The 15,020-nt window shown below is 53.5% G+C and carries 13 protein-coding genes; 8 read left to right on the forward strand and 5 right to left on the reverse strand.

The window, feature by feature from the left end; genetic code table 11:
• Positions 1–21 precede the first annotated feature (21 nt).
• A complete protein-coding gene (locus tag CXF87_RS03685) occupies positions 22–558 on the reverse strand; it encodes a DUF3833 domain-containing protein (protein WP_008957960.1) in 537 nt (178 codons plus the stop codon).
• A 228-nt stretch (positions 559–786) separates the two neighbouring features.
• Here CXF87_RS03685 and CXF87_RS03690 point away from each other — a divergent pair, with 228 nt between their 5' ends.
• The 6 genes from CXF87_RS03690 to yidD are packed head-to-tail and all read left to right on the forward strand — an operon-like array spanning position 787 to position 5,521.
• Entirely contained in the window at positions 787–1,623 is an 837-nt protein-coding gene (locus CXF87_RS03690; protein WP_101145524.1) for an ATP-dependent zinc protease family protein, read from the forward strand.
• A 38-nt stretch (positions 1,624–1,661) separates the two neighbouring features.
• On the forward strand, positions 1,662–3,185 hold the full coding sequence (locus tag CXF87_RS03695; protein ID WP_101145525.1) for an inactive transglutaminase family protein: 1,524 nt from the start codon (positions 1,662–1,664) through the stop codon (positions 3,183–3,185).
• On the forward strand, positions 3,182–4,180 hold the full coding sequence (locus tag CXF87_RS03700; protein WP_101145526.1) for an alpha-L-glutamate ligase-like protein: 999 nt from the start codon (positions 3,182–3,184) through the stop codon (positions 4,178–4,180). The genes CXF87_RS03695 and CXF87_RS03700 overlap by 4 nt, the downstream gene beginning before the upstream one ends.
• 48 nt (positions 4,181–4,228) lie before the next feature.
• Positions 4,229–4,669 carry a transcriptional repressor gene (locus CXF87_RS03705; protein ID WP_008957956.1) on the forward strand — a complete coding sequence of 147 codons (441 nt, stop codon included), beginning with the start codon at positions 4,229–4,231 and terminating at the stop codon, positions 4,667–4,669.
• A 28-nt stretch (positions 4,670–4,697) separates the two neighbouring features.
• Positions 4,698–5,174, forward strand: coding sequence for a phosphoribosyl-AMP cyclohydrolase (gene hisI / locus CXF87_RS03710; protein ID WP_101145527.1), 477 nt, complete (start codon positions 4,698–4,700; stop codon positions 5,172–5,174).
• A 17-nt stretch (positions 5,175–5,191) separates the two neighbouring features.
• Positions 5,192–5,521 carry a membrane protein insertion efficiency factor YidD gene (gene yidD, locus CXF87_RS03715; protein WP_101145548.1) on the forward strand — a complete coding sequence of 110 codons (330 nt, stop codon included), beginning with the start codon at positions 5,192–5,194 and terminating at the stop codon, positions 5,519–5,521.
• On the opposite strand, the gene CXF87_RS03720 is transcribed toward yidD, so the two are convergent.
• Both CXF87_RS03720 and CXF87_RS03725 read right to left on the reverse strand, forming a co-directional pair.
• Positions 5,518–5,934 carry a SufE family protein gene (locus CXF87_RS03720; protein ID WP_008957953.1) on the reverse strand — a complete coding sequence of 139 codons (417 nt, stop codon included), beginning with the start codon at positions 5,932–5,934 and terminating at the stop codon, positions 5,518–5,520. The two genes, yidD and CXF87_RS03720, sit on opposite strands and share 4 nt — an antisense overlap.
• A 50-nt stretch (positions 5,935–5,984) precedes the next feature.
• Positions 5,985–7,154 carry a tyrosine-type recombinase/integrase gene (locus tag CXF87_RS03725; RefSeq protein WP_101145528.1) on the reverse strand — a complete coding sequence of 390 codons (1,170 nt, stop codon included), beginning with the start codon at positions 7,152–7,154 and terminating at the stop codon, positions 5,985–5,987.
• A gap of 200 nt (positions 7,155–7,354) precedes the next feature.
• Between CXF87_RS03725 and CXF87_RS03730 the strand changes: the two genes are divergently transcribed.
• Positions 7,355–8,395: a DNA-binding protein gene (locus CXF87_RS03730; RefSeq protein ID WP_101145529.1), complete on the forward strand. Its 1,041-nt coding sequence runs from the start codon at positions 7,355–7,357 to the stop codon at positions 8,393–8,395.
• 75 nt (positions 8,396–8,470) lie between these two features.
• On the opposite strand, the gene CXF87_RS03735 is transcribed toward CXF87_RS03730, so the two are convergent.
• Both CXF87_RS03735 and nfuA read right to left on the reverse strand, forming a co-directional pair.
• Positions 8,471–10,159, reverse strand: a complete 1,689-nt coding sequence (locus CXF87_RS03735) for a BCCT family transporter (RefSeq protein ID WP_332870620.1) — start codon at positions 10,157–10,159, stop codon at positions 8,471–8,473.
• 215 nt (positions 10,160–10,374) lie between these two features.
• A complete protein-coding gene (gene nfuA / locus CXF87_RS03740) occupies positions 10,375–10,998 on the reverse strand; it encodes a Fe-S biogenesis protein NfuA (RefSeq protein WP_008957949.1) in 624 nt (207 codons plus the stop codon).
• Positions 10,999–11,290: 292 nt separating this feature from the next.
• Here nfuA and metH point away from each other — a divergent pair, with 292 nt between their 5' ends.
• Positions 11,291–14,986 (forward strand): methionine synthase, encoded by a 3,696-nt coding sequence (metH, locus tag CXF87_RS03745; RefSeq protein ID WP_101145531.1) that lies wholly within the window; start codon positions 11,291–11,293, stop codon positions 14,984–14,986.
• The last annotated feature ends 34 nt before the right edge of the window (positions 14,987–15,020 follow it).

A 15,020-nucleotide genomic window follows, 5' to 3' on the forward strand; every position in this document is an offset into this window, starting at 1 on the left:
GCTAGGTGCCGAGTTTTGTGACTATTGACCTGTTTTCTCAAAAACTAGGGTGATTTCACCCAGCGTTAAGCCGAATTTTCGCATAGCCGTTCGATTGATCAAGCGGCCATCCGGTTGCAGGTACATCCAGTCATCCATGGTGAACGTAATCATCCGCCCGTCGATAGCAATCTCTAACGGGTAACGCATATGGAAAGCATGACCATATTGACGAGCTTCAACGTGACCCTCCACGTCGCTGGCGGTGCCAACCCAGTGATGCGCGTCGATACGTTCAAACGTCCATACCCGTCGGTCGGTTTCACCATCTGAAAACATGAAGGACTCATCCAGCGTTAGTGTGTCGGCCTCGTAGGTGCCCTGGATTTCCACCGTGAAGCGGCGCTGTACCTCACCAGAATAATCCTGCACCATGCCCCAGGCTCGCGTAGTCCCTGTAAAGTACTCGGCAATATCCAAGCGGGGCTCTGAATCAGCGTAATCTTCGATATCAACACCCACACAGCCAGCCAGCAGGAAGAGCAGTGTGAAAAAGCTTATGCGCAGCGAATGGATCATGGCATCATTTCCTATATTAAAATGGACTCAGGTACAGCTATGGTAAAATATTTTAACAGCATAGAGCAGCTAAGCTGTTGTAGCTACTACGTCTTCTTTGGGTTCGCTTAATATATATTATGTTAAATAAGATAAATTGTGTGTCTGAATAATCGTGATGACGTTGGACACTAGTCGCCCATCTCCTTATTATTCCCTCCACCTATTTGTCCAAGGATATCTCTCGTTATGCGCCCAGGTGTTTTGTGGCTAATAGCTAGCTTGTCGCTTTCAATTGCAGGCTGTGCAGCAACCAAGCCAGAAACGAATGAACCGCCTCCCCTAAGTGAAGCGTCTTTTAATACTCGAATCCTTGAATTAGAGAGCCAATTGGCGCAGCAATGCGACACCCGTTCTGAGCTTCAGACACGCCAACTTGATCAGCAGCAGGTACTCACTGCTGACGTACGTGAAGTCGGTAGTTTGTTACGTTCGCTACGCCTAGATGTACAGCAGTTAGAAGCCCGTGGTGAAGAACCTGTCATCATCCGCGAAGAGTGTGAAGTTGATGAGACGCTAAGCACGAAAACGCTACTGGGTCGTAGCGAATGGGTTGGATTTCCAAGCCTGGGCACCTACCTCAAGGCGCGTGTCGATTCAGGAGCCAACACCTCATCGCTGTCGGCCGACGAAATCACCCGCTTCGAGCGGGACGGTGAAGACTGGGTGCGCTTCAAACTAGCGCTAAACGACGACGATGTGGCCGTTGAGTCGCAGCGTGATGAATGGGTCGAGGCACCTATTGTGCGTCGGGTTCGTATTCTTCAAGCTTCTGGTGAAGAATCCCGCCCGGTTATTTCATTATTAATGACGTTGGGACCGATCCGCGAAAACGTCGAGTTCACGCTGAATGACCGCTCACATTTAGAGTATCCGGTGCTACTGGGCCGGCGCTTTTTAATGGATATCGCTGTAATAGACGTCGCCGATACCTACTTACATGACCGCCCCGAGTTTCCTGGTGGCGAGCCAGCCGATCAAGCTGCTGAAGATGAAGCAGTTGATGACGACGATACAGAAGAGTAACTGCTCTCCCCTGGCGCTTTACGTAGAAAGGAATCTCCATGTCACGGTTAATGTTTTATATCATTGTCGGCTTGCTGTTGGTCGCGGGCATTGCCACCAGCGTACATCGCCATGTGCAGTTTGAAATCCCCTGGCTGCCCGGTGAACAACGCCAGGTCTGGGAAATTGAAGCGGGCATAAACTTCAATGCTCAAGATGGCCCTGTGCAAGTCGACTTGGCACTGCCTTCTCATCAGGCGGGCTATCGTGTATTAACTGAAAATACAGCATCGTCAGGGTATGGCTTGGCCTACCAAGCAGATGAACTAGGCCGTACCGCTCAGTGGACGATTCGCGAAGCGGCTGGCAGCCAAACGCTGTACTACTCTGTTCAAATGCTTGTATCGCAAGATGCCCAGGCACCGGTGCAAACGCCGCCTGAAATGACCCCAATCACACCATGGGAAAGTCCTTATGACACGGCGGCTAGCCAGCTGATCGAACAAGCCTGGGCTCGCAGCGCCAATAACGCGACGTTTGCCCGGGAGCTGATCCGAGATGTGAATGGTGAGCGTCAGGGCGAAAACGCGCGTCTTCTGTTATCTCAGGAAAACCCAGCGGCATTAGTGGTCCGCTTGCTTAACCAAGCGGGCGTATTAGCGCGCGAAGTAAGCGGCCTGCTATTGGAAGATGGACGTCGCCGCCAAACACTTAGTAGTTGGATCCAAGTGTTTGACGAGTCTGGTGAACAGTGGTCAATTTTTCACCCGCTGACAGGCGAGCAAGGCAAACCTGAAAACCTACTGTTGTGGGAAACGGGCGGTCGAGCCGTTTTAGAAGTACAAGGGGGCACCAACTCTCGGGTCACCTTCTCAATGATGACCCATGATCAGCCGGCATCAGCCGCGGTGCGCAACCACTATTCCGAGGACACGCTGCTGAATTTCTCCATTCATAGCCTGCCGTTGGAAGAACAAGCGCTATTCCAGACCATTCTGCTGATTCCGATTGGCGCGCTAATGGTGGTGTTTTTACGTGTCTTGGTAGGCATAAAGACATCCGGTACCTTCATGCCGGTTTTGATCGCCCTCGCCTTCATTCAGACCACCCTGCCCACTGGCCTTATCGGTTTCCTGCTTATCGTTGCGGTCGGGCTGATTATCCGTAACTACCTCTCTTACTTGAACTTGCTGCTGGTGGCCAGGGTCTCCGCGGTCATCATCACGGTGATCGCGATCATTTCTATCTTTACTGTACTGGCCTATCGCATGGGGCTGAGTGCTGGCTTAACGATTACCTTCTTCCCGATGATCATCCTTGCCTGGACTATCGAGCGGATGTCGATTCTATGGGAAGAGGAAGGTCCTAAACAGGTATTGATCCAGGGTGGCGGCAGCTTGATCACCGCCGTCCTTGCCTATCTGGCGATGAACAATCCCTGGGTACGCCATATCACGTTCAACTTCTTAGGCGTGCAGTTGATACTCATGGCGTTGATCTTGCTGCTGGGTAATTACACTGGCTACCGACTGTTGGAGTTACGCCGCTTTAAGCCAATTATTGATGATGAGAAACCATCATGAGTTGGTTCAACAACTGGACGTGGCCCACGCGCTTGCGTGATAAAGGCATCATTGGCATGAATCGGCGTAATATCCGCTACATTGGCCGTTATAACAGCCGCCGACTCTATCCCTTGGTGGACGATAAACTTAAGACCAAACTGCTCGCCCAGCAATATGGGATAACGTCGCCAGAATTGATCGGCACTGTGACCACCCAGTTCGGGGTTAAGCACATCGGCGAAATGCTCACGGGCCATGCAGGCTTTGTTATCAAGCCTGCTAAAGGTAGTGGCGGCAAAGGAATTTTGGTGATTGAAAAGGTCGAAGATAATGCCTTTATCAAGCCAAGTGGCGCCAAGCTAACCCTCACCGATGTTGAGCGGCACGTCTCTAATATTCTTTCCGGTCTCTACTCATTGGGCGGCTCGCCCGATGTGGCGGTGATTGAGACGCTGATCAATTTCGATGAAAGCCTGATGGATTACACCTACGAGGGGGTGCCCGATATCCGGGTGATCGTCTTTAAGGGCTATCCCGTTATGGCCATGATGCGGCTTTCCACCGCCGCCTCTGATGGCAAGGCAAACTTGCACCAGGGTGCCGTGGGAGTGGGGCTAAACATTGCAACGGGGGCTGCACTACGCGCCGTTCAGTTTGACCGGCCCTGCTTTAGTCATCCCGATACGGGTCACGACCTGGCAAGCTTAGTGGTGCCTCAGTGGGAAACGCTGCTGAACCTGGCGGCGGGCTGTTATGAAATGACCGGCCTGGGGTATCTCGGTACCGATATGGTGTTGGATCGCAAGCATGGGCCGATGCTGCTTGAACTGAATGCACGCCCCGGCCTAGCCATTCAAATGACCAATGGGGAAGGTTTGCGCCGTCGCCTGGATCTAATTGAGCGGCAGCCGGATGGCGTGCCTGCCAAACAGCGTGTCGCCTTTTCCCAACACCATTTCGCGCGGCAAAGTGAGCTGGTAGAAAGCCCTGACACCACCTCTTCCAGCGCGTAGACTGGCTATTGACGAGAGCCTAGGCTAACCACGTTCAACGAGTTGTCCATGACCCAAGCGAATACACTACTGCAGCAGGCGGAGTCTCAGTGCCACATCCGCGGCGTTCGTTTCACGCCCATACGCAGGCGCGTGCTAGAGCTGATTGCTGAAAATGGTGGTGGGCTGAAGGCGTATGATCTGCTGGATAAGCTGTCTACCGAACATGCGGCGGCTAGGCCGCCGACGGTTTATCGGGCGCTTGAGTTTCTGATTGACCAGGGCTTGGTGCATCGGATTGAGTCACAAAACTCCTATGTGGCCTGCGCGTGCCCTGAGCATGTGCATGGTTTTCAGTTGCTCATTTGCCGACACTGCGGGTACGTAGAAGAGCTGCATTTAGATGAGATCAGTGATCAACTGGCGGCTCTGGCAAACAGCCAAGGGTTTAACGTTGAGCGCCAAACCATAGAGCTGCAAGGGCTCTGCCAGGATTGTCGAACAAGCTGATGTATTCAATAGCTAGCGAGTAGAATGTATGTCCCGTTTTGACCAAGTAGCTCCAGACGCCCTTTTTAAGCAGCTTGAGCGTGCTACCCCTGATGATAGCCTGCCCGCTATTGCAACCCTGCTAACGGCTGTGCGCTTTAATGCCGATGGTTTAATCCCTGCGATTGCCCAACAGCACGACTCCAAAGAAGTGCTAATGATGGCGTGGATGAATCGTCAGGCGCTAGAAGAGACGCTAACCACTCAGCGGGTCTGTTACTACTCGCGCTCACGGGGAAAATTGTGGCGCAAAGGGGAGTCATCGGGCCAGCAGCAACAGCTTGTGTCCGCTGCCCTTGATTGCGATGGTGACACCCTGCTTCTGCAAGTTGAGCAAACGGGACCCGCTTGCCATACCGGCCGTCGTAGCTGTTTCTATATTGGCGTGGCCGAAGAGCAGGCATCGATTACCAGCACGCCGCTAATCGATCCCGATGAGCTCTACGGCAACAAAGCCTCTTCCTAGCCATGAAGCGCCTAGCCATGAGCCGCTGGCTAACATCACTGCGATCAGCCCTGCGCTGGGCATTAACAAGCGTGATGATTGGCTGCATTAAAACCTATCAATATACGCTTAGCCCCCTTTTGGGCCCGCGCTGTCGCTTCTGGCCCAGTTGTTCGTCCTACACCATTGAAGCAATTCAGGTGCACGGGCCGATAAAAGGTGGCTGGATGGCCGTGAAGCGTATCGTCAAGTGCCACCCAGGCAGCGCTGGCGGTATGGATCCAGTACCTGGCGGCCGAAGCGAGCAGCTTTGCCGCGAGGACGAAGATGCATCCTCATCCTGTTGCAGTGACCACCCTTCCCGCTAGCGCTGGTGTGCCACCTGATAGATCTTTTCAAGCATCGCATGTAAGCCGTTGCTACGGGTTGGCGAAAGATGCTTATCCAATCCCAAATCAGCTAAAAAGTGCGGTTCGGTGGCACGAATCTCTGCTGCCGAGCGGTCACTGTATATGCGCAGTAATAAGGCAATCAGGCCAGACACAATAGCGGCATCGGACGTCGCCTTAAAAATCAGCTTATCGCCTTCCTCTTCATGCCGCATCCATACATTAGACTGGCAGCCCTGGATTTTAAACTCCTCGACTTTCCAATCGTCGGGGAAGTCAGGCAGTTGTTTGCCCATATCAATAATGTACTGATAACGATCCATCCAATTATCGAATATCTCGAAATCTTCAATCAGCTCTTGCTGGGCCAGTTCGGCGCCGGAAGTGCTCATGGTATTTCCTTCTAAATGGGTAATGGCTACTGGTATAGCTATTAATCAAGCTATGAATCTGCCCCATTATAACGAGTCAATGGCGAATTGCTTAACCGATGACGCTGCTGCTCGTTATGCCACTCAATGTCTTCGGTATGCAGATAGCGTGATGTGGTATCGAGACGCGCATGACGCGCGCTTTCAGCCAAATGGCGCAGACTAATACCCGACTGAGCCTGATGGGTAATCGATGTATGCCGTAACCAGTGTGGCGTTGCCTGGCGCAGCGATTTGACATGCTGTGAAGCGCCGCCCTCCTCTTCAAGCGCTAAGGCTGCCTGCTGAAACGTTGCCCGAATCAGTCTATAAAGCTGGTTGTGCCCCAAGCCGCGCTGCCCATCCAGGGCGCGTAGAGCCGGCGCATTATGCTCCAGCTCGCTAGGCTGGTCAGGCAAGCCTAGCGCCTGGCGCCACTGGCGCAGGCAGGCCAGCATATCGTCGGGCAGCGGAATCCGCGCCACCTTGCTGCCCTTACCTACCACGCTCCACCACCAACGCCCTTCGCTGCGCTGGAAATCGCCCATGCGCGCGTCTGCCATTTCACTGATACGCGGAGCAAGTAGATAGGCAAAACCAAAGATAAAGCGTCGACGCGCCTGCTCAAAAAACCTTCGACTCCCCTCTTCCACCGCTAACGGCTCATTGAGCCACTGCCAGAACCACGCCCATACATCGCTCTCCAGGTAACGCTCAATACGCGGCGCCTGATTGTTCAAGCGCCGTGATTTATCACGCATCAGGCGAAACGGGTTATGGCTAACCCACCCGGCTTCTACCAACCAGGCAAACATGCCCTGCAGAATCACTAAGCTCTGACGCCGACTGGCGGGCGATAAAGGCCCACGAAACGGCCGCCACGCTGGGTGCGCGCGGGGCTTGGAGGGCCCTACCCACTGATCTCTGGGCTGAGGGTCGGCAAGGAACAGCTCAAACCGGCGCAGCGCTTCTCTATGGATATCTGCCAGCGTGAGTCCTTGGCTATTCAGCCAGAGTAAAAGCCGCTCGGATTCCCGGCGGTACGCTTTCCAGGTTTGTGGGCTGTCAACGTACTCTTCAAGCCAAGCCATCACCGCCTGAGCATCATTTTGTGCCGTAATTCTGACATTAATCTGCCCGCTTACAGGCCTGTGATCGAGCAGCAGCGGCTCCACTCCGCCCGGTGTTAACGCAGTTGGCATGTATTATTCCCTGAGCAATCGATGTTCTCTATGTGCCAGAGTGTGCCGTTGTAGCGGCATAAATTCAAGATAAGGCGGGTAATCTTGCATTTATTGTCTATTTGATAAATATTATTACGTATTATGTAATACGTAATAATTGCTTTTTAGCCCTTAAATACCGACAATGGCGGCTATAAAATTCCCCGCAAGGATGTCATATGGCCCGCAACGGCATTCAGTACAGCGATGTTCAACACGCCATTGATGAATTACTCGCCCGCGGCGACACACCCAGCGTGCAGCGTATCCGCGATGTACTGGGCACTGGCAGTTTTACAACGATTAGTGATCACTTCCGCCTTTGGCGCAGCGAGCGCGAACAAAATCGTGATGTGCCGCCACCCAAAGGTGTGCCGGAAGTGGTCGTCACCATGGCCAGCGAGCTATGGCGTGAGGCCCAAAATGTGGCCAATCAAACGCTGCTCCACTACCGCGAAGATGCCAATCGACAGGTAGAGGACGCGCAGCGGCTAGCGGAAGAGGCTAAACAGCAGGCGGCAAACGCCGAGCAGCGTGAAAGCGCCCTGGCCGAGCACTTACGCCACATTGAGCAACGAATGGAGGCACTTAATCGGGAACTAGCCGCCAGTCAGACCAGTGAACGCCACTGGCATCAGTTGGCCGAAGCGTCGCAAGGAGAGGCCAAGCAACTCAAGCAAGTTCAGCAACAACTAGAGAGTCAGGCAGAAGCGCAGCGCGAAGCCCATCACCTTGCTCTCAACGAACAGCAAGCGGCCTGGGAACAGCGATTGTTACAAGAAGAGCAGCGTCACGAAGCGGCTGAAGGAAGATTGATGGCGATGCTGGATAGCGCCCAACAGGCGCGGGCGCAAGAAGAAAAGACCTTCCAGAAACGGCTCCAGCAGTCAGACCAGCGGATCGAAGGACTAAGCCAAGAGCTAAAATCAAAGCAGCAGGCATTGCATCAGCTACAGCTGGAAGCCAGCGAGCGGGATCAGCAGCTTAGTGAGGCTCAGCAGCAAAACAGCGTGCTGGAAAAGCAGCACCAAACACTTGCAGAGCAGTTGGAGGAAGCGCAGTCGGCGTTAAAACACCAAGCGCAACGGCATGCCGATCAGGAAACGGCGCTACAGCACGCCTGGCAAGAGAAACTCTGGGCACGAATGGAAGCACTCCAGCAACAGCTAACTGATTTACCCTCCTCGCTGGAAGATAAGGAGCCATCGCCAAAGCGTTAATGTAGCTAGTAACAGTTAGCCAAAAATAAGCCACCTCGCTTGAGGTGGCCGATTAGCGGAATCTATCTCGCTCGTTTAAGGCGTATTCGGCTTAACATTATTACTGCTCAAGCCGTCACTGCTAGCACTAGCATCGCTGCTATCATCCGGTAGCTCCCAAGTACCCTCTTTTGTCCACGGGTCATTTTCGGGAAACTCTTCAATATTGATTTCCGGGTCGTTGTAGTCAGGCTGGAAGCGCAGATCATATTTCGCCGCTCGCACCATAGAGATCATCAGCAGCAGCGCAATAACCAGCAGTGGCACGCCGCTAACAATACTGGCCGTTTGCAGTGTTTGAAGCCCACCTAAGAACAGCAATGACATAGGCAATAATGAGAGCGTAAATGCCCAGAAAAGACGGTGCCAGCGGGCTGGCTCTTGATTAATATTTTTCTCTGCCGCGGAGGAGAGGATATAAGCAATGGAATCGAACGTTGTGGCAGTAAAGATGGAAAGCAGCACAACCACCGCTAACGTCACCAGCCATGAGAGCGGCAGTTCGCCTAACACAGCATAAAACGCTGCGTTCGCCGACTGGTCGTTCATGATCTGGATAACATCCAGCGCACCCGAAAGCTGTAGATAGAGGCCATAGTTGCCCAAAATCACGAAGAACAGCGCGCAGCCAAGTGAGCCAAAAAAGATCGATCCAGCCACCATGGTCTTGATCCGGCGCCCTTTGGAGATCCGTGCGATAAATAGCCCTACGGTAGGGGCAAACACTAGCCACCAAGCCCAGTAGAAAATCGTCCAGTTTTGCGGAAAGCCACTGTCTTCAAAGCCATTTAAATTGCCAAACGGCTCAGTCCAGGTGGCCATCTGAACGAGATTGCTTAACATCAGGCCGAGTGAGTTAAGGCCGGTATCCAGAATAAATACCGTTGGCCCCATCGTCAGTACAAACAGCAGTACCGCCAACCCTATCCACATATTAATATCAGAAAGTATTTCGATACCGCCTTTCAGACCACGCCAGGCGCTGACGGCAAACAGTGCGGTAGTGCCTACAAGTACCCCGATCTGACTCAGAGCATTCGGCGTAAAACCAAATAGCCCGCCCAGGCCTTCATCAATCAGTGGCACTAAAATACCCAGTGACGTTGCGCCGCCGCCAAGCATGCCGAAAATAAATAGGATATCAATTACGTTACCTAGCCAACTACGGGCGAGCTTCTCACCCAGCACTGGGCGGATCGCCTCACTGATGCGCAGCACCTTGTGCTTGCGCACGTGTAGGAAATACGCCATTGGCAGCGCAGGAACCAAATAGATTGACCACGCGATAGGTCCCCAATGGAACATGCCGTAAGTGGCAGCCCAGGCGGTCGCTTCTTCAGAAAATGGCTCAAGATGAAACGGAGGGTTCTGCAAGTAATACATCCACTCGACCATTCCCCAGAAAACCACCGCACCACCGATACCGGCAGCGAACAACATGGCACCCCAAGAAAACAGCGAGAATTCGGGTTCGGCGTCCACATCGCCTAATTTAATTTGGCCGATATCGCTAAACACGATGTAAAACATGAAGCCTAACGATGCTAGCCCCATCGTTTGATACAAGACACCAAAATTCTGAGTCACAAACCCTTGTGCGGCCATTACCCATACTCGCCCCATCTCGGGGAAAAGTATCAATGGAAGCGTCACTGCTAACAAAAGCCCTAATGAGCCGAAAAAAATCGGCTTATGGATATTGGCAAATGTGCTGCGAATGTTAATGTTCCTAACTCCCTATTCTCTTGTCTATCTAGCTAGCCAAATGAGCCCAGCGCCATACTAGTGCCAAGCGTGCGGCTTTATCGCTTGTGTTTATTACACGACTCTTGCGTTGAGCACAGTTGGAATGTTCAACGTAATTTGCCGCAAAGCTATAGGCGCGCACAAAAAAGCCCAGCACGTGGCTGGACTTTTCTGATGTGGTATTACGTTTAGATTTAGCGGTAGTAGGCGTTGGTGGTGTCGGTATGGTCGGTCACATCGCGAATGCCCGCAAGCTCCGGGATGCGCTCCATCAATGTTTTCTCGACGCCATCTTTCAGGGTTAAATCAACCGCTGCGCAGCCCTGGCAACCGCCGCCAAAAGCTAAGACAGCGTATTGTTGTTCAGTCAGCTCAACCAGCTTGATCTCGCCGCCGTGGGCCGCCAGCCCAGGATTGATCTCGCTGTAAAGCACGTAATTGATACGGTCTTCAAGCGGACTATCCGCATTCACCTTAGGCATCTTGGCGTTGGGCGCCTTGATGGTTAGCTGGCCGCCCATGCGGTCGGCATTGAAATCCACCACAGCCTCTTCCATAAAGGCCAGGCTGTTTTTGTCGAGATACACATTGATCTTCTCGAGTTCTAGCAGCACATCCGTCGGCTCTTCTTCACCCGGACGACAGTAAGCCAAGCAGGTCTCTGCATAAGGCGTGCCCGGCTGGGTAATGAAAATGCGTACAGCGATACCTTCAACGTTCTGCTTTTCAAGCAGTTCTGCCAAGTATTCTTGCGCGCTATCGGTAATATCAATACTTTGAGTATCGATATTGGTATCTATTTCGCTAGTCGTGGTCATGAGGGCTGTCTTCCTCCCGTGGTAGTGGCGGCGCCACTTCACATGTCATTTGTCACTATGGTAAGCAAAACGGCGCGCTGACACAATCCCGACTGTTTTAGTAGGCTATTTAAATGCTGTTTCTCAAATGCGTGTAGTGATTGTCTTTGCTTATGCACCGTATAGCGCTCCCTGGGGGCGCCTTTTGCTATGCCTTTTGTTATCATTATGCGCCTTATTACGACAGATACTGCTTTTCCGACGATAACAACATCCCCTTTGACGACTGTGACGCTGGAGAACTCCCCCTGCCATGGCTGATAGTGCTTTGACCGCAACCCTCACCCAACGCCTTGCCGAACGTATCCTAATTCTGGACGGCGGCATGGGCACCATGCTGCAGAATGCCCAGCTGAGCGAGGAGGATTTTCGTGGCGAACGGTTCAGTGATTGGCCCTCGGATCTCAAAGGCAATAACGACCTGCTCGCGCTCACCTGCCCTGATGTCGTCACGCGGATTCACCGTGACTATTTAGAGGCCGGTGCGGACATCATCGAGACCAACACTTTCAATAGCACCCAGTTGTCGCAGTCCGATTACGGTATGGAAGCACTGGTGGTGGAACTCAACCGCGAGTCAGCGCGTCTTGCCCGCGAGGTGTGTGATGCCGTTGCCGCCGAAACCGGCGTGCCCCGCTATGTCGCTGGGGTGTTAGGCCCCACTTCGCGCACCGCGTCGCTATCGCCGGATGTTAATGACCCGGCCAAGCGCAATGTCACCTTTGATGAGCTTCGCGAGAACTACTACGAAGCGGCGGAAGCCCTGATTGCGGGCGGTGCCGATTTGATCATGATCGAAACCATCTTCGATACGCTCAACGCCAAAGCGGCTATTTATGCCCTGGAAGAGCTCTTTGACGATCGCGGCGAACGCTTGCCGGTAATGATCTCAGGCACGATTACCGATGCATCAGGCCGTACCCTATCCGGCCAAACCACCGAGGCTTTCTGGAACTCGGTGCGCCACGCTCAGCCATTATCTGTTGGCTTGAACTGTGCCTTAGGCGCCGAAGAACTTCGTCCTTATTTGGAAGAACTCTCTACAAAGGCCGATACTTTTGTCTCCGCGCACCCCAACGCGGGCCTGCCTAACGAGTTTGGTGAGTACGACCAAACGCCGGAAGAGATGTCCGAGATCGTTAGTGAGTTCGCCTCCAGCGGGCTGGTCAACATTATCGGCGGCTGCTGTGGCTCCACACCTGAACACATTCGCGCGATTGCGGATTCCGTTCGGGATATGGCGCCGCGCTCTATTCCCGAGCGCAGCCGTGCCTGCCGTTTATCCGGTCTTGAGCCGTTCAATATTGAATCTGACGCGCTGTTCGTCAATGTTGGCGAGCGCACCAACGTCACCGGCTCGGCGCGCTTTAAGCGCCTGATCGTAGAGGAGGACTTCACCACCGCGTTAGAAGTCGCTCTTGAGCAGGTAGAAAGCGGCGCCCAGGTCATCGATATCAATATGGACGAAGGCATGCTCGAGTCCAAGGAAGCCATGGAGCGCTTCCTTAACTTGATCGCCGGTGAGCCCGATATTGCCCGCGTGCCCATTATGATCGACTCCTCCAAGTGGGAGATCATCGAAGCGGGCCTGAAGTGCGTTCAAGGCAAGGCGGTGGTGAACTCCATCTCGCTCAAAGAAGGCGAAGATGCCTTCCGCGAACAGGCAACCAAATGCCGACGCTATGGTGCTGCCATTGTGGTGATGGCGTTCGATGAAGAGGGCCAGGCAGACACCTTTGCGCGTAAAACCGAAATTTGTCAGCGCGCCTACCGTCTATTGGTCGATGAAATTGGCTTCCCCGCCGAAGATATCATTTTCGACCCGAACATATTCGCCATCGGCACTGGGATCGAAGAGCACAATAACTACGCAGTCGATTTTATCGAAGCGACCCAGTGGATTCGCGACAACCTGCCCCACGCCATGGTGTCTGGCGGCGTTTCGAACGTCTCGTTCTCGTTTCGTGGCAACAATCCGGTGCGCGAAGCGATTCACTCAGCGTTTCTTTATCATGCCATTCGCGCTGGCCTCACCATGGGTATCGTTAACGCGGGCCAGCTCGCTGTTTATGACGACCTCCCCGCCGAGCTGCGCGATGCCGTTGAGGATGTGGTGCTCAACCGCCGCAGCGACGGCACCGAGCGCCTGCTGGATATTGCCGACAAGTACAAAGGCGACGGCAGCGGCGCTCCCAAAAAAGAAGACCTTGAATGGCGCAGTTGGCCGGTTAACAAGCGTATTCAGCATGCGCTGGTTAAAGGGATTACGGTGTATATCGAAGATGACACCGAAGAGGCCCGTGCCCAGGCTGAGCGCCCTATCGAGGTCATCGAAGGCCCGCTGATGGACGGCATGAACGTGGTCGGCGATTTATTTGGCGACGGCAAAATGTTCCTGCCTCAGGTGGTCAAATCGGCACGAGTCATGAAACAGGCCGTGGCCTACTTGATTCCTTATATTGAGGCTGAGAAAAGCGAAGAGACCAAAGCCAAAGGCAAGATCGTCATGGCCACGGTCAAAGGCGATGTGCACGATATCGGTAAGAACATCGTTGGCGTGGTGCTGCAGTGTAATAACTACGAAGTGATTGATCTGGGGGTCATGGTTGCCGCCGATAAGATCCTGCAGGCGGCCAAAGATCACAACGCGGATATTATTGGTCTTTCCGGACTGATCACTCCATCGCTGGATGAAATGGTTCACGTGGCCAAGGAGATGCAGCGTCGGGGTATGGATTTACCGCTTCTGATTGGTGGTGCCACTACCTCTAAAGCGCATACCGCGGTCAAGATCGAACCGCAGTATGAGCATCCGGTGATTTATGTCACCGACGCTTCCCGTGCCGTTGGGGTAGCGGGCAAATTATTGACGCCAGCTTTAAAAACACCTTACGTCGCCGAGATCCGTGAAGAGTACGAAAAGGTCCGCGTGCGTAACGCCAAGCGCCGCCCTAAAGCAGCAGACCTGGACTACACTCAGGCGCGCAAGCGGCGCTTCCGTACCGATTGGAACGCCCACACCCCAGCTGAGCCCAATATGCTGGGGCTAAAAACGTTTGACGACTACGATCTTGAAGAATTGATTGAGCGCATCGATTGGACGCCCTTCTTCATGAGCTGGCAGCTGGCGGGCAAGTATCCCAAAATCCTCGACGATAAGGTCGTCGGTGAAGCTGCCCGCAACCTGTTTGACGACGCCAAGGTCATGCTACGCAAGCTGGTTGAAGAGAAGCGCGTGCAGGCACGCGGCGTAATCGGCCTGTGGCCCGCCAATAGCGTGGATGATGACGTGATCGAAGTGTATGCCGACGAGTCGCGCAGCGAAGTGATTGAACGCCTCTTTCATATTCGTCAGCAAACGACGAAAGGACGCGACGGTATTTGCTACAGTCTGGCTGATTTCATTGCCCCAAAAGAGAGCGGCAAAGCCGACTGGATTGGTGGTTTTGCGGTTACCACCGGCCATGGCGTCCATGAACTTTCTAAAGCCTATGAGGCGGCAGGCGATGACTACAACGCCATTATGGTGCAGGCGTTGACAGACCGGTTGGCAGAAGCCTTTGCCGAGCGTATGCACGAACGCGTGCGTAAAGAGTTCTGGGGCTACGTGCCCGACGAAACGCTGGACAACGACGCATTGATTGCTGAGAAATATCAGGGTATACGCCCTGCCCCCGGCTATCCTGCCTGCCCGGATCATACAGAAAAAGCGTCGCTATTCAGGCTGTTAGATGCGACTGAAAATACCGGACTGGCGCTAACCGAAAACTTTGCCATGTGGCCAGCCGCAGCGGTTTCCGGCTGGTACTTTGCCCATCCCCAGTCGAAGTACTTTTCGACCGGCAAAATTACCCGCGATCAGGTCGAGGCGATTGCTGCACGTAAGCAGATGCCGCTTGTGGAGATGGAGCGTTGGCTCTCACCGGTGCTCTCCTACGACCCGAGCTGATTAGTGCTGTTGGCAAACCGTCATGGCAAGGTGA

The sequence above is a fragment of the Halomonas sp. MES3-P3E genome, from assembly GCF_002836035.1.
In the GTDB taxonomy this organism is placed as follows: Bacteria; Pseudomonadota; Gammaproteobacteria; order Pseudomonadales; family Halomonadaceae; genus Vreelandella; species Vreelandella arctica.